This window comes from Mycobacterium sp. shizuoka-1 (assembly GCF_002723835.1).
Taxonomy (GTDB): Bacteria; Actinomycetota; Actinomycetes; order Mycobacteriales; family Mycobacteriaceae; genus Mycobacterium.
Window position 1 is genome coordinate 157,382 of the sequence record NZ_BEWG01000057.1, and the last position, 24,960, is coordinate 182,341.

Genomic DNA, 24,960 nt, shown 5'->3' on the forward strand with positions numbered 1-24,960 from the left:
TTCAGTGCCGGCGCGACGGCGGCCACGGCGGCTCGCCACAGAGCGCCAGCAAGGCGTTCTCGATCACCTCGGGCAACGCCGGGTGGATCCAGTACTGGCCGCGGGCCATGTCCTGGCCGGCCAGCCCGAAACTCATCGCCTGGATCAGTGGCTGGATCAGTGACGACGCCTGGTGGCCCATGATGTGGGCGCCCAGGATCGTGCCACTGTCGCGCTCGACCACGATCTTGGCGATGCCGGTGCTGTCTTCCATCGCCCAGCCGTAGGCCACATCGGCGAAATCCTGGACCTTGACCTTGATGTCGTAGCCGGCCGCCCGGGCCTCGTTTTCGGTGAGCCCGACACACGCGATCTGCGGGTCGGTGAACACCGCCGACGGCACGAACCGGTGATCCGACGGCATCAGGTTCTCGGTGTCGTCCCAGTCGTGCAAGAGGTTGTGCCGGACCACCCGGGCCTCGTGGTTGGCGACGTGCTTGAGCTGGTAGTGCGAGCTGACGTCACCGAGTGCGAAAACGCCTCGCGCCGTGGTCCGTTGATACTCGTCGACCACAACGAGGCCGTCCTCGTCGAGTTCCACCCCGGCCAGGTCCAGGTCCATCAGGTCTCCGTTGGGAATCCGGCCGGTCGCCACCAGCACCGCGTCTGCGCGCAGGGTGGAGCCGTCGTCGAGTTCGACGACCACCTGCGACCCGTCCTGGGTCGCGCCGATCATGTTGCGGTGAAAGCGGATCTCCCACTTCTTGGCGGCGATGTCGGTGAACCGTTCGCAGATCGTGTCGTCGCAGTGCGACAGCATGCCGGCCCCGCGGATCACGATCGTCACCCGAGTGCCCAAGGCGGAGAACACGTGCGCGAATTCGGCGGCGACGAACCCGCCACCGATGATCACCAGGTGTTCGGGAAGTTCGGGAATCCGCATGATGGTGTCGCTGGTGTGCACCTCCACGCCGCAGCCGGCGATCGCCTCGGGAACCATCGCCCGCGCGCCGGCGGCGATCACCACCTGCTCGGCAGTGAACTCCGCGCCGTCGTCGGTGCGCAACCGGTAGCCCGATTCGGTGCGCCCGGTGAAGCGGGTGTGGCTGTCGTAGACCGTGACGTTGGGCGAGGAGCGCCGGTAGTTCTCGCCGCCGATCGCCAGCGGGTCGATGCGGCCGAACACCCGCGACACGATGTCGGGCCAGCGCACGCCGTCGACGTGGGCGTCGACACCGAACCGGGCGGCGTCGCGCACGGTCTGGGCCACCTCCGCGGCGTAGACGAACATCTTCGTCGGGATGCATCCCACGTTCAGGCAGGTGCCGCCGAACACCCCCTGCTCGCAGATCGCGACCTTCTTGCCGGCGTAGCGCTCGTCGAGGATCGAGTTGCCCGACCCGGTCCCGATGATCGCAATGTCGTAGTGCTCCAACGCATTCCCCTTATCCCCGGCCGGTGGCCGATCCGGCCGTGTGATGCGCTCGGTAGTCGTCGAGCCAGCCGGCCAATTCCCGATACGCCGCGGCGCGAGGCTGCGCCAGCGACAAGAACACGTCGTGCTTGGCGTCGCGCACCGGGACGACGGTGGTGCGGTTGCCGATACAGCCGGCCCAGCGCGCGATCTGGGTGACGTCGAGCACGGCGTCCCCGCGCTGCATGGCCTCCGGCACGGTGCCCTCGGTGACGCTGTGGTCGGACCGCAGAATCAGGTTGGGCACACCGACATCCAGGCCGCGATGCAACGTGGCATGCCCGCGGCGGATGGCGTGGATCCAGCCGAACGTCACCGGGAACCCGCCCAGCGGTTTCCACTGCAGGTTGTACTCGAACTCGCCGTGATAATCGCGGTGCAGCGTCAGCCCGTAGCCGCCCTTGCTGGTGCCGCGCACCACTCGGGTCTTGCGGACCCGTGACATCGCGCCGATCGCCGTCGAGGTCAGCCTGGTCCGCAGGATCGCCGGGCCGTGCAGGTCTAGCCAGGGACTGTTGAGCACCAGGCCGCCCAGCGACAGCGAGCCCGTCGCGTTACGCCTGCGCACCCGGTCGAGCCACAGCGAGACGATCAGACCACCCGCGGAATGGCCGTACACCAGGATCTGCGTGCCGGGGTTCTCGGTGGCGATGACCGCCGCCGCCCGTTCCAGTTCCCGGTCGTAGCGGGCCAGATCGGTGGTGAAGTGCGGGGTCTGGCCGTCGCGCCAGGACCGGCCACACTTGTGTTGGTCCAGCGCGTAGAACCGGAAGCCGGCCGCCGCGAAGTGCTCGGCCAGTTCGGTGTTGAAGAAGTAATCGGTGAACCCGTGCACCGCCAGCACGGTGTGCGCGGCGGGCGCCTCATCGGCGCGCCGGACCAGCGTGGCGAACAGTTCGCCCTCGCCGTCGGGGTCCGGCCCCAGAGCCATGGTGGCCTGTTGGTAGCCGGGAAGGACATCGTCGGCCCATTCGGCCTGCGCTGCCGTCACAAGGCCTTACCTTAGTGGGCGACGCTGCGGGGGTGTGGTGCTGGCGACTCTCGCGAATAACTGAGTGCCGGTCGGGATAACCTGACTATCTGTACAGCTGTTATCGAGTGCGAGTAAAGGACGACGAGCCGGTGTCTGATAACACCAAGACCGACGTGGTGCTGGTCGGCGCGGGAATCATGAGCGCGACGCTGGGGGCGCTGCTGCGGCTGGTCCAACCGGACTGGTCCATCACCTTGGTCGAACGCCTCGACGCCGCCGCCGCCGAGAGCTCCGATCCGTGGAACAACGCAGGCACCGGCCACTCCGCGCTGTGTGAGCTCAACTACACGCCGGAGAAGGCCGACGGCACCATCGACATCGCCAAGGCCATCAACGTCAACGAGCAGTTCCAGGTCACCCGCCAGTTCTGGAGCTACGCGCACGCCAACGGCATCCTGCCCGACGTCCGCAGCTTCCTGAACCCGATCCCGCACGTCAGCTTCGTGCAGGGCGCCGAGCATGTCGACTATCTGCGGCGCCGCCGCGAGACCCTGGTGCGCAACCCGCTGTTCGCCACGATGGAGTTCATCGACGACCGCGACGAGTTCGCCCGCCGGCTGCCGCTGATGGCCAAGGGCCGGGACTTCTCGCAACCGGTCGCGCTGAACTGGACCACCGACGGCACCGACGTCGACTTCGGATCGCTGACCCGCCAGCTGCTCGGCTACGGCACCGAGCGCGGCATGACCACCCTGTTCGGCCACGACGTGCTCGACCTGCACAAGGAGTCCGACGGCGGCTGGACGGTCAAGATCCACAACCGGCGCACCGGCCAGAAGCGCAAGCTGTCGGCCAAGTTCGTGTTCGTCGGCGCCGGCGGCGGTGCGCTCCCGCTGCTGCAGAAGGCCGGCATCGCCGAGGCCAAGGGCTACGGCGGGTTCCCGGTCAGCGGTCAGTGGCTGCGCACCGGCAATGCCGAGCTGGCCGCCGCGCACCAGGCCAAGGTGTACGGCCTGCCGCCGCTTGGCGCTCCGCCGATGTCGGTGCCGCACCTGGACACCCGGGTGATCAACGGGCGCTCGTGGCTACTGTTCGGGCCGTTCGCCGGATGGTCGCCGAAGTTCCTCAAGGAAGGCAAGGTCACCGACCTGCCGTTGTCGGTCAAGCCCAACAACCTGGCGTCGATGATCGGCGTCGGGCTCACCGAGATGGGGCTGCTGAAGTACCTGATTGGCCAGCTGGCCCTCAGCGAGGCCGACCGCGTGGACAACTTGCGTGAATTCGCCCCCAGCGCAGTCGATTCCGATTGGGAGCTGGATATCGCCGGCCAGCGGGTGCAGGTGATCCGCCGCGACGCCAAGAAGCTGGGTGTGCTGGAGTTCGGCACGACGGTGCTGGCCGCGGCCGACGGCTCGATCGCCGGTCTGCTCGGTGCCTCGCCGGGCGCCTCCACCGCGGTTCCGGCGATGATCGAGGTGATGGAGCGCTGCTTCGCCGATCGCTACCAGAGCTGGCTGCCCAAGCTCAAGGAGATGGTGCCCTCGCTGGGTGTCAAGCTCTCGGAGAACCCGGAGCTGTTCGCCGAGGTGTGGGCGCACGGCACCGAGGTGCTCGGGCTGGACAGCGGTGCCGACGGCAGCCGCGCCGCACTGGCGGCCGGGGCGGACACCACGTCGCTCACCCCGGGTTCCGGTGACCCGGAGCCCGCGGGGGTGGTGTGACGGTCGCCCTGCGCCGCTTCTGGGCCAAGGACCTCGACGCGGCCACCCTCTATGAGCTGCTGAAGCTGCGGGTCGAGGTGTTCGTCGTCGAACAGGCCTGCCCGTATCCCGAGCTCGACGGGCGCGACCTGCTGGCCGAGACCCGCCACTTCTGGCTCGAGCAGCCCGACGGCACGGTGATCGCCACGCTTCGGCTGATGGAGGAGCACGGCGGCGGGGAGAAGGCGTTTCGCATCGGCCGGGTGTGTACCCAGCGCGCCGCCCGCGGGCAGGGCCACACCACCCGGCTGTTGCAGGCCGCGCTCGCCGACGTCGGCGTCCACGCCTGTCGGATCAACGCCCAGACCTACCTCGCCGAGATGTACGCCCGGCACGGATTCGTCGCCGACGGAGACGAATTCGTCGAAGACGGCATCCCGCACGTTCCGATGCTGCGTCCGGCCGCGCCGTCATCGGTCGAACAGTCGTGAGCGCGCCCGCTTTCCCGTTCAGCGCGATTGTCGGCCACGACCGGCTGCGGCTGGCGCTGGTGCTGTGTGCGGTGCGCCCGGAGATCGGCGGGGTGCTGATCCGGGGTGAGAAGGGCACCGCGAAGTCGACCGCGGTGCGTGCCCTGGCCGCGATCCTGGCCGAGGTCGATGCGGGTTCGCGACTGGTGGAGTTGCCGATCGGGGCGACCGAGGACCGCGTCGTCGGGTCGCTGGACCTGCAGAAGGTGTTGCGCGACGGTGAACACGCGTTCTCGCCGGGACTGTTGGCCCGGGCGCACGGCGGCGTGCTGTACGTCGACGAGGTCAACCTGCTGCACGACCACCTGGTCGACATCATGCTCGACGCCGCCGCGATGGGCCGGGTGCACATCGAACGCGACGGGATCTCGCATTCGCACGAGGCGCGGTTCGTGCTCATCGGCACCATGAATCCCGAAGAGGGAGAACTGCGCCCGCAGCTGCTTGACCGGTTCGGGCTGACCGTGGACGTGGCGGCCTCCCGCGACGTCGCGGTGCGTAGCGAGGTGATCCGTCAGCGGCTGGCCTTCGAGGCCGACCCGGCCGGGTTCGCTGCGCGGTTCGCCGAGCAGGACAGCGACCTGGCCCGCCGGATCGCCGCCGCGCGTGAGCGGGTCGCCGACGTGGTGCTGCCCGACGCCGAGCTGACCCGGATCGCGGCGCTGTGCGCGGCCTTCGACGTCGACGGGATGCGGGCCGACCTGGTGGTCGCGCGCACCGCGGTGGCGCACGCCGCCTGGCGGAGCGCGGAAACCGTTGGCCAGGAAGACATTCGGGTGGCCGCCGAGTTGGCGCTGCCGCACCGGCGCCGCCGCGACCCGTTCGACGACCCTGGCCTGGACCCCGCGCAGCTCGACGAGGCACTGGCCTCCGCCGACGCCGACCCCGACCCCGATCCGGATCCACCGGGAGGTGGCGGCCAGTCCGTCGATGGATCATCCGAAATGACTGCACCGCAGGGCAATTCGTCGTCGTCCCCGAAACCGTCGGCGCCGCCGGCGGCGACGTTTCGGACCCGGGCGCTGACCGTGCCCGGGGTGGGGGAGGGCAACCCCGGCCGGCGCTCCCGGGCGCGCAACCGATCCGGCGCGGTGGTGACCGCCGCCGACACCCCCGAGCAGGGGCACGGGCTGCACCTGTTCGCCACGGTGCTGGGTGCCGCGGCCAACGGCCGGCGCCGACCGCAGCCCGAGGACATCCGCCGGGCGGTGCGGGTGGGCCGGGAAGGCAACCTGGTGATCTTCGTCGTCGATGCTTCCGGCTCGATGGCGGCCCGCGACCGGATGTCGGCGGTGTCCGGGGCCGCGCTCTCGCTGTTGCGCGACGCCTACCAGCGCCGCGACAAGGTCGCCGTCATCACGTTCCGTCAGGACGGCGCCCGGGTGCTGCTGCCGCCGACGGGCTCGGCGCACATCGCCTCGCGTCGGCTCACCCGCTTCGACACCGGCGGCACCACGCCGTTGGCGCAGGGACTGTTGACCGCCCGCGACATGGTGCTGCGGGAGCGGGTGCGCGACCGGACTCGGCGCCCCCTGGTGGTGGTGCTCACCGATGGTCGGGCCACCGGCGGCCCGGACCCGTTGGGTCGCAGCCGTTCCGCGGCCCGCCGCCTGGTCGCCGAGGGTGCTGCCGCGGTGGTGGTGGACTGCGAGACGTCCTATGTCCGGCTGGGTCTGGCCGCTGATCTGGCGCAGCATCTGGACGCCCCGCTGCTGCAACTGGAGCAGTTGCGCGCAGACTATCTGGCGCAGGCCGTGCGCCGCGCCGCCTGAGACACGACGCCCGAGACACGACAAGGAGCCGTCCATGCCGCAGGGCCAACCGGCCGTTGTGCCCGACGACGGCCTGACCACCCGGGCCCGCCGCAACACCCCGGTGCTCGCGGTGCACACCGGGCCCGGCAAGGGCAAGTCGACCGCCGCGTTCGGGATGGCGCTGCGGGCCTGGAACGCCGGCATGAACGTCGCGGTCTTCCAGTTCGTCAAGAGTGCCAAGTGGAAGGTCGGCGAGGAGTCGGCGTTCGCCGCGCTGGGCCGGCTGCACGATGAGCAGGGCGTCGGCGGCGCGGTGCAGTGGCACAAGATGGGCTCGGGCTGGTCCTGGAGCCGAAAGGCCGGTTCCGACGTCGACCACGCCGCGGCCGCCGCCGAGGGCTGGGCCGAGATCGCCGAGCGGCTGGCCGGTCAGCGCCACGACTTCTACGTCCTCGACGAGTTCACCTATCCGCTCAAGTGGGGCTGGATCGACACCGACGAGGTGGTCGCGACCCTGCTGGCGCGACCGGGTCACCAACATGTGGTGATCACCGGACGCGACGCCCCCGCGCGGCTGATCGACGCCGCCGACCTGGTGACCGAGATGACGAAGGTCAAGCATCCGATGGATGCCGGCCGCAAGGGCCAGCGCGGGATCGAATGGTGAGTGCCGTCCCCGCCGTCGTGATCGGCGCCCCCGCATCCGGAAGTGGAAAGACCACGGTGGCAACGGGTTTGATCGGCGCGCTGCGAGCGGCCGGGCATCGGGTCGCACCGTTCAAGGTGGGCCCGGACTTTATCGACCCCGGTTACCATGCACTGGCGGCCGGCCGGCCCGGCCGCAACCTCGACCCGGTCCTGGTCGGCGAGGAACTGATCGGACCGCTCTACCGGCACGGCAGCGCCGCCGCCGACATCGCCGTGATCGAAGGGGTGATGGGGCTTTTCGACGGCCGCATCGACGAGCACCTGGTCACTCCGGCCCGCGGGTCCACCGCGCACGTCGCCGAACTGCTCGGCGTCCCGGTGCTGCTGGTGGTCGATGCGCGCGGTCAAAGTCACAGCATCGCCGCTGTGCTGCAGGGATTTTCGACATTTCACCCGGGGGTGCACGTGGCCGGGGTGATTCTCAACCGGGTCGGCACTTCCCGCCACGAGCAGGTGCTGCGCCAAGCCTGCGAGGCCGCCGGCGTGCCGGTGCTCGGCGCGATCCCGCGCCATGACGAGTTGGCGGTGCCCTCGCGGCACCTGGGCCTGGTGACCGCCGTCGAACACGGCGACCAGGCGCACGCCGCGGTCGCGGCGATGACCGCGCTGGTCGCCCGCCACGTCGACCTGGCGGCCGTCGTCGCACTGGGTGCCGCGCGGGTGAGCGCCGCGGCGTGGTCGCCGCACGACGTGGTCGGCCCGCCCGCCGACGGGCGGCCCGTGGTGGCGGTGGCCGCCGGCAAGGCGTTCAGCTTCGGCTATGCCGAGCACCCCGAGCTGTTGGGTGCCGCCGGCGCCGACGTCGTCGAGTTCGATCCGCTGACCCAGACGCTTCCCGCCGGGACCGCCGCGCTGGTGCTGCCGGGCGGTTTCCCCGAGCAGCATCTGGCCGATCTGTCGGCCAACACCGCACTGCGCACCCAGATCCGCGACCTGGCCCGCAGTGCTCCCGTGCAGGCCGAATGCGGCGGACTGGCCTATCTGATGGACGACCTGGACGGCCATCCGATGTGCGGGGTGCTGCCCGGCTCGGCCCGGTTCACGCCGCGGCTCACCCTGGGTTACCGCCAGGCGGTGGCGCTGTCCGACTCGTCGCTGTACGCCGCGGGGGAGCGCGCTGTCGGCCACGAATTCCACCGCACCACAGCTGATTTCATCGGTGACGTGGCACCAGCGTGGGCGTTCCGGGAACGAGACGGCCACCCGGCGACCGATGGTGCGGTCTGCGCCGGGGTGCACGCGTCGTATCTGCACACCCATCCCGCGGCCCAGCCACGCTCGCTCGCGCGGTTTGTCACTCGCGCCGCCTCATTCACTAGGCTCGGCGGGTGACCGAGAACGCCTACCTCGTCGGCTTACGTCTGGCAGGCAAGAAGGTCGTCGTGATCGGCGGCGGCACCGTGGCGCAACGACGCCTCCCGTTGCTGATCGGCAGTGACGCCGACGTGCACGTGATCACCCGGGCCGCGACGCCGGCGGTGGAGGTGCTGGCCACCCAGAAGCCCGGCATCACGCTGGCGCTGCGCGACTACCGCGACGGCGACCTCGAGGGCGCCTGGTATGCGATCGCGGCCACCGACGATCCCGCCGTGAACGCCGCCATCGTCGCCGAGGCCGACCGTCGGCAGATCTTCTGTGTCAGGGCCGACATCGCCAGGGAGGGCAGCGCGGTCACGCCGGCGTCGTTCGGCCACGACGGGCTGGTGGTGGGGGTGCTTGCCGGTGGCGAGCATCGCCGCTCGGCGACGATCCGCTCGGCCATCCACGAGGCATTTCAGCAGGGATTGATTGCGCTGGACAGCCCCGAGCGGCCCGGCGACGTGGTACCCGGCAGCGTGGCACTGGTCGGTGGCGGGCCCGGCGACCCCGAGCTGATCACCGTGCGCGGGCGCCGGCTGCTGGCCCGCGCCGACGTCGTGGTCGCCGACCGGCTGGCGCCGCCCGAGCTGCTGGCCGAACTCGGGCCGCACGTCGAGGTCATCGATGCCGCCAAGATCCCGTACGGGCGGGCGATGGCCCAGGAGGCGATCAACAACGTCCTGATCGACCGGGCCCGCGCGGGGCACTTCGTGGTGCGGCTCAAAGGCGGCGACCCGTTCGTGTTCGCCCGTGGTTATGAGGAAGTCCTCGCCTGCGCCGAAGCCGGGATCCCCGTCACAGTCGTGCCGGGTGTGACCAGTGCCATATCGGTGCCGGCCATTGCTGGAGTTCCGGTCACCCACCGCGCGGTGAATCACGAATTCGTGGTGGTCAGCGGCCATTTGGCACCACAGCATCCGGAATCGTTAGTGAATTGGAATGCGCTGGCGCAATTGTCGGGAACGATAGTTTTGCTGATGGCGGTCGAACGCATCGAATTGTTTGCCGAGGCATTGATCGCGGGCGGCCGACCTGCACAGACGCCGGTTCTCGTGGTGCAGCACGGCACCACCGCCGCCGAACGGACGGTGCGAACCACATTGCAGGAAGCGGCGCAACGCATTCGCGCCGAGGACATCAGACCGCCGGCGATCATCGTGATCGGCCCTGTTGCGGGCCTTCCAGCGACTTTCGGCCTTTAACATCTTCTTAAGATTACTGTAGGGTAGCTCGGTATGACGGCCCTCAACGATGCTGAGCGAGCGAGCGATCGCGCCGCCAACAGTTCGAAGCGAGCTGTCCCGATGCGCCTTGAGTCGACGACTGACCAGAAGGCGCTGGCGCGGACGAGTTACTACCCGGCCTGGCTGCCGTCGCGGCGGTTCCTGGCCGCGGTGACCGCGATCGGCGGCATGCAGTTGCTGGCCACCATGGACAGCACTGTCGCGATCGTGGCCCTGCCCAAGATCCAGGACGAGCTGAGCCTGTCCGACGCGGGTCGCAGCTGGGTGATCACCGCCTACGTGCTGACCTTCGGCGGCCTGATGCTGCTCGGCGGCCGCCTCGGCGACACCATCGGCCGCAAGCGCACCTTCATCGCCGGCGTCGCGCTGTTCACCATCGCCTCGGTGCTGTGCGGTATCGCCTGGGACGAAGCCACTTTGGTGATCGCTCGGCTGCTGCAGGGTGTGGGTGCGGCGATCGCCTCACCCACCGGCCTGGCCCTGGTGGCCACCACCTTCCCCAAGGGCCCAGCACGCAATGCCGCGACCGCGGTGTTCGCCGCCATGACCGGCATCGGCTCGGTGATGGGCCTGGTGGTCGGCGGCGCCCTGGTCGAGGTGTCGTGGCGGTTCGCATTCCTGGTCAACGTGCCGATCGGCCTGCTGATGATCTACCTGGCCCGCAACACCCTGCGGGAAACCCAGCGCGAGCGGATGAAGATGGATGCGGCCGGCGCCCTGCTGGCCACCGTCGGCTGTACCGCCGCGGTGTTCGGCTTCGCCCAGGCCCCCGAGAACGGCTGGTCCTCGCCGGTGACGTTCGCGGCGGCCGCCGCGGCCGCGGTGGCCTTCGTCGCGTTCGTCTTCGTCGAGCGCCGCGCCGTCAACCCCGTCGTGCCGTTCAGCCTGTTCCGCGACCGCAACCGGCTGGCCACCTTCGCCGCGGTCTTCCTCGCCGGCGGCGTGATGTTCACGCTGACCGTGCTGATCGGCCTGTATGTGCAGGACATCATGGGCTACAGCGCGCTGCGCGCCGGGATCGGCTTCATCCCGTTCGTGATCGCGCTCGGCATCGGCCTGGGACTGTCCTCGCAGCTGGTGTCGTACTTCCCGCCGCGGATCCTGGTCATCGCCGGCGGTGTGCTGGTGCTGGGCGCCATGCTCTACGGCTCCACCCTCAACGGCGGTATCCCGTATTTCCCGAACCTGGTCCTGCCGATCACCATCGGCGGTCTCGGCATCGGCATGATCGTCGTGCCGCTGACCGTCTCGGCGATCGCCGGGGTCGGCTTCGACCAGATCGGGCCGGTGTCGGCGATCGCGCTGATGCTGCAGAACCTCGGCGGTCCCGTGGTGCTGGCCATCATCCAGGCCGTGATCACCTCCCGCACGCTCTACCTCGGCGGCACCACCGGGCCGGTGAAGAAGATGAACGAGGCGCAGTTGCACGCCCTGGACCAGGGCTACACCTACGGCCTGCTGTGGGTCGCCGCGGTGGCGGTGATCGTGGGCGTGGTGGCGCTGTTCATCGGCTACACCGCCCAGCAGGTCGCCCACGCCCAGGAAGTCAAGGAAGCGATCGACGCCGGCGAGCTCTGAACTCGAGTCGGGCTCTAGTCTCGATCCGGTTTCGGCCCGGTTTCGCACGCTGCGCGCCTGAAAGCGCGGCCCATTCGTGGCGGTAGGGTTGCTACCCATGTCTGGCGTGAGCGGTCCCGCACCGGCCACCAGACCCCTTGCCTCCCGCGTGCTGGGGGTCGCGATCGTCGCGATCACCGGCATGCAGTTGATGTCCACGCTGGACGGCACCATCGTGATCGTCGCGCTGCCGCGGATGCAGGCCGAGCTCGGCCTGTCCGATGCCGCCAAGAGCTGGGTGATCACCGCCTACGTGCTGACCTTCGGCGGGCTGTTGCTGCTCGGCGGCCGCGTCGGCGACGCCGTGGGCCACAAGCGGGCGTTCATCTCCGGCGTCGGCGTGTTCACCATCGCTTCGCTGGCCTGTGGGCTGGCCAACGACCAGTGGACGCTGATCGTGGCCCGCGCGGTCCAGGGGGTGGGTGCGGCGGTGGCCGCGCCGACCGGCCTGGCGCTGATCGCCACCACCTACGCCGTCGGGCATGCCCGCAATCAGGCGCTCGCCGTCTCGGCCGCCATGCAGGGCCTCGGCTCGGTGCTGGGCCTGGTGCTGGGCGGCGCGCTGACCGGGTTGTCATGGCGGCTGGCGTTCCTGGTGAACGTGCCGATCGGGATCTTCATCATCGTCGTGGCACTCGTCCGGCTCGAGGAAACCCGGCACGAACGCCTCAAACTCGACGTCACCGGCGCGCTGCTCGCCACGCTCGCGTGCACCTGCGCGGTGCTGGTCTTCACCCAGGGTCCGCCGCGCGGCTGGATCGACCCGTGGGTGATCGGCGCGGGGGTGGCCGCGGTCGGCTTCTTCGTCGCCTTCCTGATCGTCGAGCGCAGCGCCGACAACCCGCTGGTGCCGTTCTCGGTGTTCGACAGCCGCAGCCGGGTGGCCTCCTTCGCGGCGTACTTCATGGCCGGCGGCGTGATGCTGACCCTGAGCGTGATGATCGGCCTGCTCGTCCAGGATGTGCTCGGCTACTCGCCGCTGCGCGCCGGGATCTGCTTCATGCCGTTCGCGGCCGCGTTCGTGGTGGGCAACGTCGCGGCCACCCGGCTGGCGCTGCGCGTGCCGCCGCGCTGGCTGATCCTCGGCGGCGGACTGCTGGTGCTGGCCGCGATGCTGTACGGCTCGACACTGAACCGGTCCATCCCGTATTTCCCGGACCTGTTCGTCCCGATCGTCGTCGGGGGTCTGGGCATCGGGCTGATCTCGGTGATCCTGCCGCTGTGCACGCTGGCCAATGTCGGCCCGCGGGAGATCGGTCCGGTCTCGTCGATCACGCTGATGGTGTTCAACCTCGGCGGGCCGCTGGTCCTGGTGATCGTGCAAGCGGTGCAGACCTCGCGCACGCTCTACCTGGGCGGTACCACCGGGCCGGTGAAGTACATGACCCCGGCCCAGCTCGACGCGCTCGGGTACGGCTACACCTATTCACTGCTCTGGGTGGCGGGCATCGCGCTGCTCGTCGGGGTGGCCGCGCTGGGCATCGGATTCTCGACCAAGGACATCGCCGCCGCCCAGCACACCCGCGAAGCCGTCGAGGCCGGCGAGCTCTGAGCCGTCAGCGGCGCCGCTGCGCTTGCCCCCGGAACCGTCGGTAACCGCCGTACACCGCCGCCGCGACAAGGAAATTCACGAAGTACGCCAGATCGGCGCCGTGCAGCGCGGTGGCCACCGGGCCGACGATCAGGTTGGTGTGCATGAACGGAATCGCGGCGGCGAATGCGGCGAAGAACGCGCCCAGTGCGACCAGCGCGTCGGTGCGCCCGGTCAGCTCGGCGGCCGGGTCCACGGTGTCGCGCCCGGCGCTGCGGTAGCGCCAGTCGATGGCCACGATCGCGACGAACGCCGGGATCCAGTAGCTGACGAACAGCAGCACACCCTGGAATCGCGCGGCCAGGTCGCCGGAGTGCAGCCACATGATCAGCGCGAACGCGATCACCACCACCACGACCGCCGACACCGGCCGCCGCACCCGGACCCCGACGGTCTGCAGCGCCAGCGAGCCGCTGTAGTCGTTCATCGCATTGGACGTCACCGAGCCCACCGCGATGGCCAGCAGCGCCACCGCACCCAGCACACCGCCGCCCATGATCTCGCGCACCCCGGCGGCGGTCTGATCGGTCAGCGTGCCTGCCGCGGCCACCCCGATCGCCTGCACCGCGATGTAGGCCACCGCCAGCCCGCCGAACGTGTAGCCGAACACCGCCGTGCGCGAGGTGGTCACCGGCAGGTAGCGGCTGTAGTCCGAGGCGTAACTGGCCCACGAGATGGCCAGGCTCAACGCGATGGTGACCTCCAGGACGAACGCCCCGGCCAGATCCGCGCCGGCGAGGGTGGGCAGCGTGATGACCTGGTGCCCGCTGATCAGTTTCCAGCCGAACACCGCGAAGGTCACGATCAGCACCACCGTCATCACCGCCTGCACCCGGTGGATCACCTCGTAGCCGAACACTCCGACGGCACCCTGGGCTGCCAGCACGATGACCACCGCGAGCCAGAACGGCATGCCGAGCAACTCGGCGAGCGCCTCGCCGCCGAACAGCCCGACCAATCCGTCCCAGGCGATCGACGACAACCACTGGATCACCGCCACCACGCTCACGGTGCCGCCAAATGCCATGCGCGCGTTGGGTAATTGAGCGGTGCCGGTGCGTGGCCCCCAGGTGGACAGGTAGCCCACCGCCAGGCAGCCGACCACCGTGCCGATCACCATCGCCAGCAGACCCAGCCAGAAACCCAGCCCCAGCACCACCGCGAGCGTGCCGGTGAACACCACGGTCATGTTGACCTGCGGGGCGAACCACACCGTGAACAGCCGTCGCGCGGACCCGTATCGGTTGTCCGGAGGGATCGGGGCAATGCCGTGCGTCTCGACGGCCATGTCGCCGACGTGCGACGGCATCCGGCCGGCGTAGGTGTGGGACGCCAGAGACGATCCCGCGGGCCCGGTGGGCGACGAATCACGTGTCACCCACCCACCCTAGTGGCAGCCGGGCTCAGACCTCGATCGGTGGGTGCAGCCGCTCCATCGTGTACTGGCGGTTGCGCCGCGCTGCCCACGCGGTCGCCGCCAGCGATGCGGCCAGCACGCCGGACAACACGGCCACCGCGATCCACAGTCGATGGTCGATCCCGCCGTTGATGAGCTGCCGTAATCCGTTGACGGCGTAGGTCATCGGGTCCGCCGGATGGATCCATTGGAATGGTTTCGCGGTGGTCTCCACCGGATAGATCCCGCCGGCCGACACCAGCTGCAGCATCAGGAACGCCAAGGTCACCACGCGCCCGACCGCCACCCCGAACAGCGCGTTGAACGCTTGGATGATCCCGAGGAACGCGGCGATGACCAGGATCAGGAACGCCACCGTCGCCAGCGGGTAGCGGGCCTTCAGGCCGACTCCGTAGTGCACCACGACGTACATCACCACGACCTGACACACCGCGACCAGCAGGGCAGGCCAGTAGGAGGCGAGTACCACCCGCAGCGCGCCGAGCCCGTTGATGATCGGCCGGGACTGCAACGGCGTCAACAGCATCCAGATGATGAGCGCACCGATGAACAGCGCCAGCGGGAGAAAGAACGGTGCGAAGCCGGTGCCGAACGTGGCGGCCGGGTTGTGCGTGACCAGATCCAGGTTCACCGGCGAGGCCACCGTCTTGGCGACGACCTGCCGCTGCTGGGGCGTCCACGACGGCACCTGGGTCGAGCCTTGTCGCAGCTTGCCGGCCAGCTCCTGGCTGCCGGCCTTGAGCTGGCCGGTGCCGTCGGCGAGGCGTTGCGCGCCCGCGGCGAGCTGGCGACTGCCGTCGGTCAGGGCGACCAGCCCTTTGCTGAGCCGCTGGGTGCCCGCGTCGAGTTGCTGGACGCCGCTGCGAAGTTTGAGGACGTCGGCGCGCAGCGTGCCGTCGACCGCGGCGGACAGGAACGTCCGCATCTTGCTGTTGGGATCACCGAGTTCGTCTTCGAGGCGGGCGGCGCTGTCGCGCAGCCGGGCCAGGCCGTCGTCGGTGGCGGGGTCGATCCCTTGCGCGCGCAGCAGCCGCTGAGCGCCGGCGAGGACGGTGCCGACCTCGCGCACGGTGGGGTCGGGATTGGCCGACAACGTGGCCACCGCCTGGTCGACGAGGGCCGCGGCCTGCGTCTGGTCGACGTGCAGCGCGGCGATCCGGTCGGTGGTGGAGCGCACCGCGCCGCTGAGGTGTTGGGCGACCGCACCCACCTCGGCCGGGTCCAGCCCGAGGCTGTCGACGCGTTCCAGCACGTGCACCAGCGGATCGGTGGCCGTGGTGATCGCGGCGTTCAACTGCCGGGTGCCCGAAACCAGCTGGGCCGCCCCGTCGCGGGCGGTGGCCATGCTGGTGGCCAGCGTGCTCGATCCGGCGGCGAGCTGCCGGGCGCCGCCGTCGGCGGTGACCAGCCCGGCGGACAGCTTGTCGGCGCCGTCGGCGGCGGCCGTCAGACCTGCGCCGGCGTCGGTCAAGCCGGTCAGCACGGTGCCCACGGTCTGTTCCCCGACGCTGGAGTTGACCTGGTTGATCACCTCGCGGGCCGCGTTCTGGCCGATGATCGAGCCGAGGTAGTTGTTGGCGTCGTTGAAGGTGAACTGGAGGTTGGCCTGGGTCGGGTCGCCGCCTGAGGGCGAGGCGATGTCGGCACTGAAATCGGGCGGGATGGTGATGGTGAAGTAGTAGGTGCCGTCGGCCAGCCCCTTGGCGGCATCGTCGGCCGACACCTCGTGCAGCAACAGCTGGCCGGAATCCTTGAGCGCCTTGGCCACCTGGTCGCCGGCGCGCAGCGGCTTGCCCGCGGCATCGGCACCCTGGTCGGAGTTCACCAGAGCGGCGGGCACCTTGTTCACCGCCGCGAACGGATTCCAGAACGCCCACAGGTACATGGCGCCGTACAGCAGCGGCATCAGCACGATCGTGATCAGCGCGATCCGGGGCAGGACGCCCCGCGAGTACCGCTTGAGATCGGTGCCGAGCGACATTCCGGCGAGCATTCTCACCCCGTGCCTTTCTGCGTCTGCGCCAGCTCGGCGCGGTCGGTGTTGGCGACCTCGATCTGCGATCGCACATCGTGGCCGGTGACCCCGTTGACCGTTGCGGTGACGACGGTCTGTTCACGCCCCAGGTCGATCAGGCGCTCGATGAGCAGATCCCGGTTGACGTCGCTGGTGACGAAATCCAGGTTGCCGACCACGAGCAGCGGCGGGCGCCTGGTATTGGCCAGGGCGATCCGCAGCAGCAGCCGGTCGAGCTCGGAGAGCTCCTCGAAATACTCGTGCAGTGGCGGCAGCGGATGAGGGCCGAACACCGGCGCGCACAGTGCGGCCAACGCGGTGCTGTCGGCTCGCCGCACCAGCCGGTACCACGGTGCGTCCCAACGCAATTGCTCGGTGATCAGATCACATACGGTCACCGACTCGGGGACCGTGTCGAGTTCGTCGATACCCGCCAGGGCCGACTTCGCGAAGATGTCGTCGGCCGCGGCAGCCCCGAACACCGACAACTCGCCGGACTGCGGAGCCATCCGTCCGGCGATCGTCATCAACAATGCGGTACGTCCCGATCCGGCCGGGCACACCAGGACGTTGACCCCGCCCGCGGGTATCGCCAGGTCCACCGGTCCGTAGACCGGACCCCACGGGCCGCGCATCCGGATGCCCCGCGCGACCACCGCGGGCGGATCCATGTCGTCGGTGTGGCTCTGAGGCGATTCCGGTTCCACTGTGCCCTCCCGCTCATCGGTGCCCGCACATCACAACACGCCGCGCCGCCCACGCGCGGCCGAACCTACCCGCCGGACAGCGCGCCGCAACCCGGTTAGGCTCGACGGGTGACCGGGGCGCCCGACCTGCCGAGCCGACAAGAAATATCCGACGCGGTCGGCACGCTGGGCTGGCGACTGGTGCTCGGCGCCCTTTACGCCGAGGTCCCGGTGTCGTCGCTGGCCCAGGCCGGCGACGCGGCTCTGCTCGCCATCGGAGCCGTAGGCAAGGACGGGCAGGGACACCTCAGCGTCGACATCCGCGCGCAGCGCGCGGTCCTGCGCCTGCAGTCAGCCGACCAGTGGGCGGTCACAGCCGTGGATATCGCTGTGGCGCAGACCATCTCGGCGGCGTTGCGGGAGCAGGGACTGCGCCTGGGGCCGGGCACGGTGCAGGCGGTCGAGATCGCCATCGACGCGCTGGACATCGCGGGAGTCCGCCCGTTTTGGAAGGCCGTCACCGGCTACGTCGACGAGCCCGGACCGTCGGATCTGTCCGACGGGCTGATCGACCCGTCGGGGCGCGGCCCGGCGATCTGGTTTCAGCAGATGGACGCCCCGCGGCCGCAGCGTAACCGCATCCACCTCGACGTCGACGTCCCGCACGACGCCGCCGCCGACCGCATCGCCGCGGCGATCGCCGCCGGTGGCACGCTGCGCTCGGATGCGCACGCGCCGGCGTTCTGGGTCCTGGCCGATCCGGAGGGCAACGAAGTCTGCATCTGCACCTGGCAGGGTCGCGACTGAGCGCTCATCGCTAGGCTGTTCCACCGTGATCACCCGCATGTCCGAGCTGTTCTTGCGCACCCTGCGTGACGACCCGGCCGACGCCGAAGTGCCCAGCCACAAACTGTTGATCCGCGCCGGCTACGTCCGGCCGGTGGCGCCGGGGCTGTACACCTGGCTGCCGCTGGGCCTGCGGGTGCTGCGCAAGATCGAGAAGATCGTCCGCGAGGAAATGGTCGCGATCAACGGGCAGGAGATCCTGTTCCCTGCGCTGCTGCCCAAGGCGCCTTATGAGACCACCAACCGCTGGACCGAGTACGGCGACGGGGTGTTCCGGCTCAAGGACCGCCGGGACAACGACTACATGCTCGGGCCCACCCACGAGGAGTTCTTCACCTTGACGGTGAAGGGGGAGTACAGCTCCTACAAGGACTTCCCGTTGGTGCTGTTCCAAATCCAGACGAAGTATCGCGACGAGGCCCGCCCGCGCGCCGGCATCCTGCGCGGGCGCGAGTTCGTGATGAAGGACTCGTATTCCTTCGACGTCGACGACGACGGCCTCAAGACCGCCTACCACGCGCACCGCGAGGCGTACCAGAACATGTTCAAGCGCATGGCGATTCGCTATGTGATCGTCTCGGCGGTGTCCGGGGCGATGGGCGGGTCCGCCTCCGAGGAGTTCCTGGCCGAGAGCGAGGTCGGCGAGGACACCTTCGTGCGCTGCCTGGAATCCGGCTACGCGGCCAACGTCGAGGCCGTCGTCACCGCGGTCCCGGAGGCGCTGCCGTTCGACGGCCTGCCCGAGGCGACGGTGCACGACACCGGGGACACTCCCACGATCGCCACCCTGGTGGAGTGGGCGAACTCCGCGGGTCTGGGGCGGGAGATCACGGCTGCGGACACCCTGAAGAACGTGCTGCTCAAGGTCCGAGCGCCCGGCGGCGAGTGGGAGCTGCTGGCGATCGGGGTGCCCGGCGACCGGGAGGTCGACGACAAGCGCCTCGGCGCGGCGCTCGAGCCGGCCGACTACGCCATGCTCGACGACGCCGACTTCGCCAGGCACCCGTTCCTCAAGAAGGGCTATATCGGCCCGAAAGCCTTACTGGCCAACGGTGTTCGCTATCTGGTCGACCCGCGGGTGGTCGACGGGACGGCGTGGATCACCGGTGCCGACGAGATCGGCAAGCATGTCGTGGGCCTGGTGGCCGGTCGCGATTTCGTCGCCGACGGCACCATCGAGGCGGCCGAGGTGCGTGACGGCGACCTGTCACCGGACGGGGCGGGCCCGCTGGTGTCGGCCCGCGGCATCGAGATCGGCCACATCTTCCAACTGGGCCGCAAATACACCGACGCGTTCTCCGCCGACGTGCTCGGCGAGGACGGCAAACCGGTACGGCTGACCATGGGTTCCTACGGCGTGGGGGTGTCCCGGCTGGTGGCTGTGATCGCCGAACAGCAGCACGACGAGCTGGGCTTGCGCTGGCCGTCGTCGGTGTCGCCGTTCGACGTGCACGTGGTGATCGCCAACAAGGATGCGGCGGCCCGCGCCGGCGCCGAGGAGCTGGCCCGCGATTTGGACCGGTTGGGCCTGGAGGTCCTGCTCGACGACCGCACGGCCTCGCCGGGGGTGAAGTTCAAGGACGCCGAGCTGATCGGGGTGCCGTGGATCGTCGTGGTGGGCCGGGGCTGGGCCGACGGTGTGGTCGAGTTGCGCAACCGGTTCAGCGGCGACAACCGGGCACTCGCAGTGGACACCGCGGTGGCGGAGATCGCGTCGGTGCTCGCGTCCTAGCGATTTCGGCGCGCTTTCGTTCGCCCAGCGGCGGTTTTCGCGCCGAAATCGCTCGTTACTCGGTGCCGCCGGGGAACGCGACCGTCACCGGCGCGACGCCCAGGATCTGTTTCCAGCGTGCCGCGGTGACCGCCGACTCGGTCAGTGCGCTGACCCCGAACGCGCGGTCGGATTCCGAGCTCGCCTGCTCGATCACCGCGCGCCAGGCCACGGCGCCGTCGTCCTCCATCCGCACCGCGAGTTTGGCCGCATCGGTCGGGGTGTTCACCGGCATCGGCAGCTGGTAGCCGGCGGCCGGCAGCGGCGCGGTGACCGAGCGGGCGGCCAGCATTGCCATCGCCGCCTCGCGGCGCTCCCGGTGCTGCGCCATCGCCGTCGACACCAGATCGTTCTCGTCGGGGGAGCTGTGCGCCGAGACGATGCCGTAGCCGTAGATCGCGGCGTGCTCGGCGGCCACGGCGTCGAAGAGCGCGGCCGCGGCGGCATCCGAGGGGCGCTCGGGGTTCGGTGTGGTCGACGGTGTCGGCTCCGGTGAGGTCACTGCCCGGCCTTCCCCGATGGCAGCGCCACCGTGTACGCGCTGACGCAGGACGCCGCGATCGACCCGAGCAGACCCGCCCGGTAGCCGGACAACGTGGGTGCCAGTCTGGTGGCGCTCTCACCCGAGCTGCGCAGGGCGGCGACCACATCGGCCACCGTCGGCGGGGGACCGGCGGGTGCCGCCGACGTGCTGGTGGTGGAGCTCGTCGTGGTCGGTGCACCGGATGCCCGCGCGATCTCGTCGCTCAGCGCCGTGGCGTGCCGTCCGCGCTCGGCCGACACCTCGATCAACGCCGGGGCCAGCGCCGGCGGGGCGGCCTTGGCCGCCGCGGCGGCCAGCGCGCTGTCCTGGCGGGCCAGCTCGGCCTGCTGCTCGAGGGGATCGGGTCCGGGCGGTGAGCTGGTGCCGCATCCGGTGCCGGCGGCCCCCAGCAGGGCGGCCAACGCCAGCCCGCGGCCGCCGCCGATGAGGACCCGCCGCCGGGTGATGCCGCCGGATGGGCCGGGTTCTGGGCTCAGCACGCCAACATCCTGCCATTGCGGTGCGCCGCGCTGGCGTATCGTTGAGGGCTGGCTCTCTGCGATTCTCGTGCGGGGAGCCCTGCGATCCGGCAGATCAGGACAACTCAAGATGAGGAGCTCGCCGTGGCTGGCCGTTCTACGGGGCTACCAACCCAGAAGCAGGTGATCGAGCTACTCGGTGGTGAGTTCGTGCGCGCCGGATACGAAATCGAAGACGTCGTGATCGACGAGCGCACCCAACCGCCGCGGATCACCGTGATCGCCGACGGCGACCGACCGCTGGATCTGGACACCGTCGCCGAGCTGTCCCGGTCGGCCTCGGCCCTGCTCGACAGTCTGGACAGCGACGACGCGTACGTTTTGGAGGTCACGTCCCCGGGGGTGGAGCGGCCGCTGACCGCGGAGAAGCATTTCCGCCGCGCGCACGCCCGCATGGTCGACGTCGACCTCGCCGACGGCAGCACCGTCAAAGGCCGGTTGGGCACCGTGTCCGACGGCGCCGTGGATCTTGTCGTGCGCGAACGCGGCGATTGGTCGGTGCGCCGGATTCCGCTCGCCGAGATTGTCAAAGCCGTTGTCCAGGTTGAGTTTTCACCGCCAAAGCCACGCGAGTTGGAGTTGGCGGGAGCAGCAGGAACGGAGGCCGGAGCATGAACATCGACATGACCGCCCTGCACGCGATCGAGATCGATCGCGGCATTTCGGTCGACGAGTTGCTCGACACCATCAAGTCGGCACTGTTGACCGCCTATCGGCACACCGAGGGCCACCAGCCCGACGCGCGGATCGAGATCGACCGCAAGACCGGCGTCGTGCAGGTGATGGCCCGCGAGACCGACGCCGACGGCAACCTGATCAGCGAGTGGGACGACACCCCGGAGGGATTCGGCCGGGTGGCGGCGACCACGGCCCGCCAGGTCATGTTGCAGCGCTTCCGAGACGCCGAGAACGAACGCAGCTACGGCGAGTTCTCCGCGCGGGAAGGCGACATCGTCGCCGGCGTCATCCAGCGGGATGCCCGCGCCAACGCCCGCGGCCTGGTGGTGGTGCGGCTGGGCAGTGAGACCAAGGGGGCCGAGGGGGTCATCCCGGCGGCCGAGCAGGTGCCCGGTGAGGCCTATGAGCACGGCGACCGGCTGCGTTGCTACGTGGTCGGCGTCAGCCGCGGGGCGCGCGAGCCGCTGATCACCTTGTCACGCACCCACCCGAACCTGGTCCGCAAGCTGTTCTCGCTGGAGGTGCCCGAGATCGCCGACGGGTCGGTGGAGATCGTGGCGGTGGCACGCGAGGCCGGGCACCGGTCCAAGATCGCCGTCGCCTCACGGGTGCCCGGGCTCAACGCCAAGGGCGCCTGCATCGGCCCGATGGGCCAGCGGGTCCGCAACGTGATGAGCGAGCTGTCGGGCGAGAAGATCGACATCATCGACTTCGACGAGGACCCGGCCCGCTTCGTCGCCAACGCCCTGTCGCCGGCCAAGGTGGTGTCGGTCTCGGTGATCGACGCGGGGACGCGTGCGGCGCGGGTCGTGGTGCCCGACTTCCAACTGTCCCTGGCGATCGGCAAGGAAGGGCAGAACGCGCGCCTGGCCGCCCGGTTGACCGGCTGGCGCATCGATATCCGTAGCGATGCGGCGCCGCCCGAGGGCGGCCCGGAAGCCTGACGCATTGCCCATTCGCGTGGTAATCGGAGAACTATTCAGCAAATTCTCCAACGCCCGTCCTGAGAATCATGAAATGCATAAATTGCAGGTACCCACACTCGGAGCGAATTGTCACTGGGGTTTCCTAGGGGCGTGAAAGCGGCTGGTGGGCGCCGCAACTCTCGCGCCGGCGCTGGTCAGATGTGATGCGACCGCCCGCTGGATAACCGCTTTCGGCATTTCAGAACAATGCCCGCACGGTAGGGTCATGTCGTATGGGGGGAATGCGGTGACGCTCGGTATTCGCTCGACGGCAAACTTTTCGTCGCGCCGCCATTTGTGGCTTCAGCGCTTTCTCGACGGAATGGTCGTCGGTGGCCGCGGCTGAATCAGGTGAAGGCGCCCCCTTCGTCGATGTGCTGATCATCGGTGCCGGCCCCACGGGGTTGACCGCCGCCGATTGTCTGGTCGCCGCGGGACGGTCGGTGGCGATCGTGGAGCGCTCCGGGCAGGTGGGCGGGTTGGCCCGCTCGGCGACCGTGGCCGGCAACGAGATCGACCTGGGCGGTCACCGCCTGTTGTCGGCCACCGCGGAGCAGCGGCGCACCTGGCTCGACTTCGCCGCCCGGCTCGGCGGTATCCCGATGTCCGATATCGGTCGGCGCAGCGGGATCTTGCGCGACGGTTACGTCGTCGCCTACCCCTTCGACACCCAGCAGTTCCGCGACGCGGTGCCGTGGTCGGTGCGCGCTCGCGGTGCCGCGTCGCTGGCCGCCTGGAAGTTACGGTCGCCCAGCGGCCGGGTGGACCACAACCTCGACGACTGGGTGAAGAACCGGTACGGGCCGTTCCTCGCCGAGACGTTCATGGCGCCGCACGCCCGCAAGGTCTTCGGAGTGGACCCCAGAGACATCCCCGCGGGGTGGGCTGCGCAGCGGATTCTGTCCCCGGGATTCGGATCGGTGCTGGCCACCGCGATCCCCAAGCCGGGGCGTACCGGCCGGCCCGCCGACGTGATCGACCGCTTCGTCTACCCCCGCGGTGGCGTCGGCGTGCTGTGGTCGGGGCTGGCCGAGCTGCTCGGCGACCACGTGACCTGGTTCCTCGACTCCCAGGTGCGGGCGATCACCCGACAGGGCGACGGCCGGTTCTCGGTCATCGTGTCCGGCCCCGAATCGGATGTCACCGTGTCGTGCGGGCGGATCATCTCGACCGGACGACCGGAGGATCTGGCGGTCAGCCTGGGCCTGGCGGACCTCGGCGCGGTGATCGCACAGCGTTCGGGGCGGCGCGATCTGCTCGTCGGCGTGGTGCACGTGCGCGACTGCCCGGCCAGCTGGCACGGCTACCAGTGGCTGTACACCCACGACGCCGGCGTCCGGGCACACCGGTTCAACAACTACGGCGAGTGGCAGAGCCTGCACTGCCCGTTCGGGGTCATCGGTCTGGAGTACACCGTGCCGTCCGGCGAGACGTTCGACGTCGCAGCCCAGGTGCGCACGGACATGTCGATCCTGCTTCCCGGCGGCACCGTCGACTACCTGGGCTCCGAGGTCGCCACCGACGCGTACGCGAACTTCGACGCCTCGGCCGAGGAACTCGCCGCCCTCGACGAGGCGCTGATCCGGTTCGGCGACGGGATCATCAGTACGGGGCGGCAAGGAGCGGGCATCTACATCAACTTGGACCAGGCGATGCGGCTTGGCCGACGCGTCGCCACGATGCCGGCCGGGCATTCCGGTGTCGTCGGGCGCGACGAATACTCGACCTATCAGGAGAAAGTCGGCTGACAACCCGAGCGGGGCGACATTCGCGGCCGGCAGTCAAGGGTGGTTCGGAGTGGTGCCGTGATGACGGTAGACTGTGCCGTGATCCAGCGCGAGACTCCGGCCCCCGGGAAACCGCATCGACGTACCGAAGGTCCGGTGCGGACATGCGTCGGGTGCCGGAAGCGAGAGTTGGCCGTCGATCTCTTCCGAGTGGTGGCAGTGTCGGACGGGAACGGTGATCGCACCGTATCCGTTGACCAAGCCGGTAACCTCCCGGGTCGGGGTGCGTGGTTGCATCCCACTGATCGGTGCCTGCAGGCAGCGATTCGGCGGCGAGCTTTCGGCCGAGCGTTGCGCATCACCGGTTCACCGGACACCTCCGCGGTGGTCGAGTACGTCAACGCCCAGGCGGCGCTGAACGACTCAGCCAGCCCGGCACGAGAACAGGCAGCGAAGAACATGAGCACACCGTGAAGTCCCGACGATGACCATGCGTCGTAGCTAAACCCGAGGCGCGGCCTACCACCGCTGTCGCCTCTCTGAGTAGGAGATGTAGTGGCAGCACCAGGTAAGGCACGCGTACACGAGTTGGCCAAGGAACTCGGTGTCACCAGTAAGGAAGTCCTCGCCCGGCTGAGCGATCAGGGCGAATTCGTCAAATCCGCGTCGTCGACGGTGGAAGCCCCGGTGGCCCGCCGTCTGCGCGAATCATTCGGCGGCGGCAAGCCCGACAAGGCACCCGCCAAGCCCGCACCGGCCGGCGCCGTAGGCAACGGCGCGCCGGCCAAGCCGGCAGCACCCGTCACGGCCGACGCCGCCGCGCCCGCGCGCCCGGTGCCGACTGCCCCCAAGCCCGCGGCCCCGG

At 69.7% G+C, this 24,960-nt stretch carries 22 protein-coding genes; 15 read left to right on the plus strand and 7 right to left on the minus strand.

From position 1 onward, the window contains the following. Nucleotide 1 precedes the first annotated feature (1 nt). Nucleotides 2-1,414, minus strand: a complete 1,413-nt coding sequence (mtr, locus tag MSZK_RS17570; RefSeq protein WP_099249962.1) for a mycothione reductase — start codon at nucleotides 1,412-1,414, stop codon at nucleotides 2-4. A 10-nt stretch (nucleotides 1,415-1,424) separates the two neighbouring features. After that, complete coding sequence (locus MSZK_RS17575) at nucleotides 1,425-2,384, minus strand: alpha/beta hydrolase (RefSeq protein ID WP_099249999.1); 960 nt, start codon at nucleotides 2,382-2,384, stop codon at nucleotides 1,425-1,427. A gap of 191 nt (nucleotides 2,385-2,575) precedes the next feature. On the opposite strand from MSZK_RS17575, the gene mqo reads away from it, so the two are divergent. The 8 genes from mqo (at nucleotide 2,576) to MSZK_RS17615 (ending at nucleotide 12,890) form a co-directional block, all read left to right on the plus strand. Beyond that, nucleotides 2,576-4,147, plus strand: coding sequence for a malate dehydrogenase (quinone) (gene mqo / locus MSZK_RS17580; RefSeq protein ID WP_099249963.1), 1,572 nt, complete (start codon nucleotides 2,576-2,578; stop codon nucleotides 4,145-4,147). After that, the gene (locus tag MSZK_RS17585) at nucleotides 4,144-4,617 is read left to right on the plus strand and encodes a GNAT family N-acetyltransferase (protein ID WP_099249964.1); all 474 of its coding nucleotides are present in this window, start codon (nucleotides 4,144-4,146) and stop codon (nucleotides 4,615-4,617) included. Before mqo ends, MSZK_RS17585 begins: the two co-directional genes overlap by 4 nt. After that, the gene (locus MSZK_RS17590) at nucleotides 4,614-6,428 is read left to right on the plus strand and encodes a VWA domain-containing protein (protein WP_099249965.1); all 1,815 of its coding nucleotides are present in this window, start codon (nucleotides 4,614-4,616) and stop codon (nucleotides 6,426-6,428) included. The genes MSZK_RS17585 and MSZK_RS17590 overlap by 4 nt, the downstream gene beginning before the upstream one ends. 34 nt (nucleotides 6,429-6,462) lie before the next feature. Beyond that, on the plus strand, nucleotides 6,463-7,077 hold the full coding sequence (cobO, locus tag MSZK_RS17595; protein WP_099249966.1) for a cob(I)yrinic acid a,c-diamide adenosyltransferase: 615 nt from the start codon (nucleotides 6,463-6,465) through the stop codon (nucleotides 7,075-7,077). Further along, on the plus strand, nucleotides 7,071-8,450 hold the full coding sequence (locus MSZK_RS17600; protein ID WP_099249967.1) for a cobyrinate a,c-diamide synthase: 1,380 nt from the start codon (nucleotides 7,071-7,073) through the stop codon (nucleotides 8,448-8,450). Before cobO ends, MSZK_RS17600 begins: the two co-directional genes overlap by 7 nt. Next, complete coding sequence (gene cobA, locus MSZK_RS17605) at nucleotides 8,447-9,679, plus strand: uroporphyrinogen-III C-methyltransferase (RefSeq protein WP_099249968.1); 1,233 nt, start codon at nucleotides 8,447-8,449, stop codon at nucleotides 9,677-9,679. The genes MSZK_RS17600 and cobA overlap by 4 nt, the downstream gene beginning before the upstream one ends. 102 nt (nucleotides 9,680-9,781) lie before the next feature. Further along, nucleotides 9,782-11,299 (plus strand): MFS transporter, encoded by a 1,518-nt coding sequence (locus MSZK_RS17610; RefSeq protein ID WP_371411352.1) that lies wholly within the window; start codon nucleotides 9,782-9,784, stop codon nucleotides 11,297-11,299. 97 nt (nucleotides 11,300-11,396) lie between these two features. Beyond that, nucleotides 11,397-12,890 carry an MFS transporter gene (locus MSZK_RS17615; protein WP_099249970.1) on the plus strand — a complete coding sequence of 498 codons (1,494 nt, stop codon included), beginning with the start codon at nucleotides 11,397-11,399 and terminating at the stop codon, nucleotides 12,888-12,890. A 4-nt stretch (nucleotides 12,891-12,894) separates the two neighbouring features. Here the strand turns inward: MSZK_RS17615 and MSZK_RS17620 are convergent, their stop codons facing one another. From MSZK_RS17620 to MSZK_RS17630, 3 genes are all read right to left on the minus strand, one after another. Beyond that, a complete protein-coding gene (locus MSZK_RS17620) occupies nucleotides 12,895-14,238 on the minus strand; it encodes a cytosine permease (RefSeq protein WP_099249971.1) in 1,344 nt (447 codons plus the stop codon). Nucleotides 14,239-14,332: 94 nt separating this feature from the next. Next, nucleotides 14,333-16,339: a YhgE/Pip domain-containing protein gene (locus MSZK_RS17625; protein WP_233211359.1), complete on the minus strand. Its 2,007-nt coding sequence runs from the start codon at nucleotides 16,337-16,339 to the stop codon at nucleotides 14,333-14,335. A gap of 2 nt (nucleotides 16,340-16,341) precedes the next feature. Next, nucleotides 16,342-17,031 carry an ATP-binding cassette domain-containing protein gene (locus tag MSZK_RS17630; protein WP_099250001.1) on the minus strand — a complete coding sequence of 230 codons (690 nt, stop codon included), beginning with the start codon at nucleotides 17,029-17,031 and terminating at the stop codon, nucleotides 16,342-16,344. A 144-nt stretch (nucleotides 17,032-17,175) separates the two neighbouring features. On the opposite strand from MSZK_RS17630, the gene MSZK_RS17635 reads away from it, so the two are divergent. Then, on the plus strand, nucleotides 17,176-17,853 hold the full coding sequence (locus tag MSZK_RS17635; RefSeq protein WP_233211360.1) for a VOC family protein: 678 nt from the start codon (nucleotides 17,176-17,178) through the stop codon (nucleotides 17,851-17,853). A 25-nt stretch (nucleotides 17,854-17,878) separates the two neighbouring features. Then, a complete protein-coding gene (locus MSZK_RS17640; protein WP_099249972.1) occupies nucleotides 17,879-19,624 on the plus strand; it encodes a proline--tRNA ligase in 1,746 nt (581 codons plus the stop codon). A 55-nt stretch (nucleotides 19,625-19,679) separates the two neighbouring features. On the opposite strand, the gene MSZK_RS17645 is transcribed toward MSZK_RS17640, so the two are convergent. Both MSZK_RS17645 and MSZK_RS17650 read right to left on the minus strand, forming a co-directional pair. Next, nucleotides 19,680-20,165 carry a ferritin-like domain-containing protein gene (locus MSZK_RS17645; protein WP_099249973.1) on the minus strand — a complete coding sequence of 162 codons (486 nt, stop codon included), beginning with the start codon at nucleotides 20,163-20,165 and terminating at the stop codon, nucleotides 19,680-19,682. After that, nucleotides 20,162-20,686 (minus strand): hypothetical protein, encoded by a 525-nt coding sequence (locus MSZK_RS17650; RefSeq protein ID WP_099249974.1) that lies wholly within the window; start codon nucleotides 20,684-20,686, stop codon nucleotides 20,162-20,164. Before MSZK_RS17650 ends, MSZK_RS17645 begins: the two co-directional genes overlap by 4 nt. A 123-nt stretch (nucleotides 20,687-20,809) precedes the next feature. On the opposite strand from MSZK_RS17650, the gene rimP reads away from it, so the two are divergent. The 5 genes from rimP to MSZK_RS17675 form a co-directional block, all read left to right on the plus strand. Beyond that, entirely contained in the window at nucleotides 20,810-21,340 is a 531-nt protein-coding gene (gene rimP, locus MSZK_RS17655; protein WP_099249975.1) for a ribosome maturation factor RimP, read from the plus strand. Continuing rightward, nucleotides 21,337-22,347, plus strand: a complete 1,011-nt coding sequence (nusA, locus tag MSZK_RS17660) for a transcription termination factor NusA (RefSeq protein ID WP_099249976.1) — start codon at nucleotides 21,337-21,339, stop codon at nucleotides 22,345-22,347. Before rimP ends, nusA begins: the two co-directional genes overlap by 4 nt. 353 nt (nucleotides 22,348-22,700) lie before the next feature. After that, nucleotides 22,701-24,116 (plus strand): FAD-dependent oxidoreductase, encoded by a 1,416-nt coding sequence (locus MSZK_RS17665; protein ID WP_158230599.1) that lies wholly within the window; start codon nucleotides 22,701-22,703, stop codon nucleotides 24,114-24,116. Between the two features lie 60 nt (nucleotides 24,117-24,176). After that, on the plus strand, nucleotides 24,177-24,569 hold the full coding sequence (locus MSZK_RS17670; RefSeq protein ID WP_099249978.1) for a YlxR family protein: 393 nt from the start codon (nucleotides 24,177-24,179) through the stop codon (nucleotides 24,567-24,569). An 81-nt stretch (nucleotides 24,570-24,650) separates the two neighbouring features. After that, on the plus strand, nucleotides 24,651-24,960 hold a 310-nt coding region (locus tag MSZK_RS17675; protein WP_199203376.1), incomplete at its 3' end, for a translation initiation factor IF-2 N-terminal domain-containing protein.

Excerpts from the sequence above, each read along its gene's own strand:
- MSZK_RS17575 (WP_099249999.1), bottom strand. The coding sequence starts at position 2,384 with ATGGCTCTGGGGCCGGACCCCGACGGCGAGGGCGAACTGTTCGCCACG.
- MSZK_RS17610 (WP_371411352.1), top strand. The coding sequence starts at position 9,782 with ATGCGCCTTGAGTCGACGACTGACCAGAAGGCGCTGGCGCGGACGAGT.
- MSZK_RS17670 (WP_099249978.1), top strand. The coding sequence starts at position 24,177 with ATGACGGTAGACTGTGCCGTGATCCAGCGCGAGACTCCGGCCCCCGGG.
- MSZK_RS17625 (WP_233211359.1), bottom strand. The coding sequence starts at position 16,339 with ATGCTCGCCGGAATGTCGCTCGGCACCGATCTCAAGCGGTACTCGCGG.
- MSZK_RS17615 (WP_099249970.1), top strand. The coding sequence starts at position 11,397 with ATGTCTGGCGTGAGCGGTCCCGCACCGGCCACCAGACCCCTTGCCTCC.
- nusA (WP_099249976.1), top strand. The coding sequence starts at position 21,337 with ATGAACATCGACATGACCGCCCTGCACGCGATCGAGATCGATCGCGGC.
- MSZK_RS17630 (WP_099250001.1), bottom strand. The coding sequence starts at position 17,031 with ATGGATCCGCCCGCGGTGGTCGCGCGGGGCATCCGGATGCGCGGCCCG.
- MSZK_RS17620 (WP_099249971.1), bottom strand. The coding sequence starts at position 14,238 with ATGCCGTCGCACGTCGGCGACATGGCCGTCGAGACGCACGGCATTGCC.
- cobO (WP_099249966.1), top strand. The coding sequence starts at position 6,463 with ATGCCGCAGGGCCAACCGGCCGTTGTGCCCGACGACGGCCTGACCACC.
- MSZK_RS17600 (WP_099249967.1), top strand. The coding sequence starts at position 7,071 with ATGGTGAGTGCCGTCCCCGCCGTCGTGATCGGCGCCCCCGCATCCGGA.